The sequence below is a fragment of the Mycoplasma sp. CSL7503-lung genome (assembly GCF_025515455.1).
Lineage (GTDB): Bacteria > Bacillota_I > Bacilli_A > Mycoplasmatales > Metamycoplasmataceae > Mycoplasmopsis.
This window is the reverse complement of sequence record NZ_JAOPHP010000033.1, coordinates 1-4,562: the sequence shown is the minus strand read 5'-3', so window position 1 is coordinate 4,562 and position 4,562 is coordinate 1. Positions and strand designations below refer to the sequence as shown.

Annotated in this window: 5 protein-coding genes and 1 tRNA gene; 2 read left to right on the top strand and 4 right to left on the bottom strand. The window is 26.9% G+C overall.

Going from position 1 to position 4,562, the window contains the following annotated elements:
- Window positions 1–144 precede the first annotated feature (144 nt).
- From tsf to N9R85_RS03615, 4 genes are all read right to left on the bottom strand, one after another.
- Window positions 145–1,023, bottom strand: coding sequence for a translation elongation factor Ts (gene tsf / locus N9R85_RS03630; RefSeq protein ID WP_262858629.1), 879 nt, complete (start codon window positions 1,021–1,023; stop codon window positions 145–147).
- 16 nt (window positions 1,024–1,039) lie between these two features.
- Window positions 1,040–1,891: a 30S ribosomal protein S2 gene (rpsB, locus tag N9R85_RS03625; protein ID WP_262858628.1), complete on the bottom strand. Its 852-nt coding sequence runs from the start codon at window positions 1,889–1,891 to the stop codon at window positions 1,040–1,042.
- 212 nt (window positions 1,892–2,103) lie between these two features.
- Window positions 2,104–2,910 carry a hypothetical protein gene (locus N9R85_RS03620; protein WP_262858627.1) on the bottom strand — a complete coding sequence of 269 codons (807 nt, stop codon included), beginning with the start codon at window positions 2,908–2,910 and terminating at the stop codon, window positions 2,104–2,106.
- Window positions 2,911–3,016: 106 nt separating this feature from the next.
- Window positions 3,017–3,092: transfer RNA gene (locus N9R85_RS03615), tRNA-His, on the bottom strand.
- 84 nt (window positions 3,093–3,176) lie between these two features.
- On the opposite strand from N9R85_RS03615, the gene N9R85_RS03610 reads away from it, so the two are divergent.
- Both N9R85_RS03610 and N9R85_RS03605 read left to right on the top strand, forming a co-directional pair.
- Window positions 3,177–3,758 (top strand): chromate transporter, encoded by a 582-nt coding sequence (locus N9R85_RS03610; protein WP_262858626.1) that lies wholly within the window; start codon window positions 3,177–3,179, stop codon window positions 3,756–3,758.
- Entirely contained in the window at window positions 3,758–4,414 is a 657-nt protein-coding gene (locus N9R85_RS03605) for a chromate transporter (protein ID WP_396888768.1), read from the top strand. The genes N9R85_RS03610 and N9R85_RS03605 overlap by 1 nt, the downstream gene beginning before the upstream one ends.
- Window positions 4,415–4,562: the final 148 nt, after the last annotated feature.

The following is a 4,562-nucleotide window of genomic DNA, read 5'->3' as shown; positions in this document are numbered from 1 at the left end:
TGTTTTAAAATCGGTTTGATCAATAATTTTGCAATATTTAACTTTTTGTTCAAATGTAAAATGTTTGGACATAAAAATAACACTCCTTTATTTTGGAGTGTCAAATTTTTTTCACCTAACTTAGAATAAACTTTACTTTTTTTATTATTTAACCATGCTTGCAACTTCAGAAGCAAAGTCTGATTGTACTTTTTCAATACCTTCACCAACTTCGAATCTATAAGTTTTAACTAATTTAGAATCAGTTGTTTTTAAATATTTTTCGACTGTTAATGAATCATCGATAACATAAGGTTGTTTTTCTAAAACAAATTCTGAAAGTTGTTTATCTAATCAACCTTCAACAATTTTTTCTTGAATTTTTTCAGGTTTATTTTCAAATCCTGCTGGTTTTGTAAATCCTGCCTTAACTGTTTCTAAACGTTCTTGAGGAATACTTTCAACTTTATCAAATTCAGGGTTTAATGCAGATACATGCATTGATATATTTCTAGCTACTTCAGCATTTTTACCTTTTAAAACTGTAACTGAAGCAATTTGGCTATTTGCATGAACATAAATACCTAAAACTTCATCTTCTTGAGCTTCAACTGTTAAAACTCTACGTAATGAAATTTTTTCACCAATAACTGCTGTTGCGTTTAACAATTCTTGTTCAACTGTTAATCCATTATCTAATGTAACACCTAAAGATTCTTCAAGTGTTGTAGCTTTAGCTTCGTATAAAGCTGTAGCAACCTTGTTTAATAAACTTAAGAATTTTTCGTTTTGAGCAACAAAATCTGTTTCTGAGTTTACCTCAACTAATATAGCTCTTTTTTCGTTACCAGCAACTGTAACAGCACCTTCAGCAGCAACTCTACCAGCTTTTTTAGCAGCTTTAACAATTCCATTTTCTTTTAATCAATCAATAGCAGCTTCAATATCATAGTTTGTAGCTTCTAAAGCTTTCTTAACATCTCCGAAAGGAGAATTTGTTCTAGCTCTTAATTCTTTGATTAATTCCATTTTGTTTACTGACATATAATGACCCCTTTAATTAATTATTTTCTTCTTGTTTTTTAGATTCTTTTACTTCATTATTTGAAGTATTTTTTGGTTGAAATTCTGGTAAAACAACTTTATCATCTTCTTGGTATGCAAATAATTGTTGTCCACCTTTTGCTTTAGCAATAGCATCAGCTAATACTGTGATTATAAGTGTTATTGATTTTGCTGAATCATCATTTGCTGGAATTCCGAAGTCAACTAAATCTGGATTAGCGTTAGAATCAAGAAGTGAGATAACTTTTAATCCCTTTCTTTTTGCTTCTTTAACAGCAATTTCATCTTGAATAGGATCCGCAACAATCATAACATTTGGTAAACGTTTCATTGAACGAATTCCGTTTAAGTTTTTATGTAATTTTTCAAGTTCTTTTGTGAAGTTTAATGCTTCTTTCTTTGTGTAACCTTTAAAATTATCAGCTGCTTTAGCTTCTAATTCTTCCATTTTTTGTACACGTTTCATAATTGTTTCGTTATTTGTAAGAGTTCCACCTAATCATCTCTCTGTTACGTATAATGAGTTAGTTCTTTCAGCTGCAGCTTTAATAGCATCTTTAGCTTGTTTTTTTGTACCAACAAAAATAAATTGAGCATTTTTAGCTGCTAACGAACTTACTAAAGAGTAAGCAAATTCTAAATATTTTTGTGTTTTAAAAATATCAATTATGTGAGCACCTCTATTTTTTCTATTAGGAACAAGAAATTCTTTCATTTTTGGATTTCAAGCATATGTTTTATGTCCGAAGTATGCACCTGCTTCTAATAATTTTGTTCTTGAAACGATTGGTAATTTTGTTTCTTTTGTTTCTTTTGTGTTGTTTTCAACTTTTTTGTTTTCTGTCATTTTAAATTTCCTTTTAGTTTGTTTTTTATCGTAACGATTTCGAACACCTAGCACCTCTAATTATTTAGGCACACCCAAGTGAATTCACCGTTATTTTTTTAATATTTGATTAAATTATTTAAGCATAAATATAATCTTTTTATATTTTAACATTTTTATTAAAAAAATAAAATTTATTTTAAATACAAAAAAGACAGTTTTTCTAAACTATCTTATTTTAAAATTAAAAATGATTTATATGGAACACCAATTTCAAATGTCATGTTTTCGAATTTGTCAAAATCACTTTGGGTTCTAGAATTAATATTTCCATTAAACAAGAAATTAATATATTCATTACTTAAAGAAATTGATCTAACAAAGTTCGAATTGATATCTTTAGCTAAAAAAGTGTAACTTGGGTAAAATATTTTTATTTTTCCATTAGATTTAGACACTTTTAATACAGTTCTTCTTTTTGTTATAAAAATAGTTTGATCTTCTTGATTATTCGAGTCAGCCATAGGTTCTTCTGAAAATTGTGTAAGTTTTGAATTTAATTTTGTATCGAAATCTGGGAGTGTAATGTGTTTATGAGATTGTAAAAGTGTTTCTCTTGGATCTACACCGATAACATGAATATATAATTGACTATGTTTTCCTGAAGTGGTATTAGGAAATAAATATCAACCTTTATTTTCAGAGTCAACAGGGTATGGTCTAGAATAAAATTGAGTTAAATTAGCTATAAATGTAATTCAATTTTTAGATAAAAATTCTGATGATTTATTTTCATCAAATTGTATTTTCAAATACTCTTCTTTAAACTCATCTCAATTTAATTGTTCTTCTTCTGAACTTAAATCAATATTGAAAAGTTTTGAAATTTTGATAACATCATCCTGTTTTTTAGAATCATTAAAATTTTTTGGTTTTTGATCATCATTTTCTATTGTTTGATTTGAACATGATAAAGATGCGATCGGAAGCGTCATACCCACAGTTAAAAAAAATGCTTTTTTGATTTTTTTGAATTTCATATTTATCTCCTAATATATTACTTTTTAGTAATATTATAGTATTTTTCTCATATTTAAGAAAAAAATAATCACCAAAAAATAAGAGAAATAAAAAAATATAGCATACTGGGGCGATCGACGGGATTCGAACCCGCGAATGACGGGACCACAACCCGCTGTGTTAGCCGCTTCACCACGATCGCCATATTTGCTATATGTAAAAATATTATAATATATTTTTTGAAATACAAAAGAAAATATTATAATAATTTAAATCGAGGTTCACAATGAAAAATAAAGAAAATTTTATGAAAAGATTTTGATCCGTTTTTATTTTAATAATCAAAGTAACTTTTGTTGGTTTTGGAGGAGGAAACGCTTTACTTCCTATAATAAAAAAAGAAGTTGTTGATAAAAAAAATTGATTTACAAAAGCAGAATTTGATGATGTTGTAATTGTAACCAATATGATACCTGGAGCTTCTGTAATAGAGACTATATCTTATATTTCGGTTAAACGTCTAGGTAAGTTTTGGGGTTCAGTAATTACTCTAATAGCAATACTCCCTCACGTATTGATGGCTTTTGGATTTTTGCTACTATTTAAATTTATACCAACTGAATATATAAAAGTAATTTCTGTCGGTGTTCTAATTTCTATAATAGCTTTTTTATTAAGGTTTGCTCAAAGGTATATAAAACAATCAGCACAAGCATTACCTAAATCTGTATGAATACCGGTTATTTTATTTACAGCTGGATATTGTTTATTTGTTCCATCTCCATATAATATACCTTTTGTTGCTATAATAAGCGTTTCTGTAATATATTTTATATTTAAACACTATAAAAATAAAGGTGGTAAATAATGATAGCTCTTTTAGTTTCAATACCATTACTAATTTTAGTATCATTAGTTGTTTTTGGTGGTGGACAAGTGTTTATGCCTGTTTTTAGTTGAATGTGAAATTTAATGAGTTCAACTTTTGGATCACAAATAGATTCAGATACAATAAATAAAGTTTTTACCGTTTCCAACACAACTCCGGGAGTTGTTTCAACAAAATTCGCTTTTTTTACTGGTTATTTAATTGCAAACGGTGAATGATGAGGTTATTTAGCAGTATTTTTAACATATCTTATATTTTGTATACCGGCTATCCTAATGATGTTATTAGCAATGAAATATATAAATAAATTTAGAAGTAGTACAATTATTCAAAATTTGATGACAATCATGAAACCTATTGTTTCAGGAATAATTATTAGTTTAGCAATTCAATTGTTTATAGGAATATATGCACCAGAAATTATATTTAATAAAAGTATTGATAAATATGCAATCTTAAGTAATGATAATTTATTTATAGGATACAAAAATGCTTTATTAAAAATTTTTATTACAATTGGTATTTTATATTCGTATTGGCTTGCGAAAAAGAATTTTTCATTATTTTGAATAATAATTATAAATGTATCTATATCCTTTATAATTTTCGGAATACCACTACTTTTAGGAAAATAAAAAGCAACAATTCAAATAAATTTGTAAGTTAGGTGAAAAAAATTTGACACTCCAAAATAAAGGAGTGTTATTTTTATGTCCAAACATTTTACATTTGAACAAAAAGTTAAATATTGCAAAATTATTGATCAAACCGATTTTAAAACAG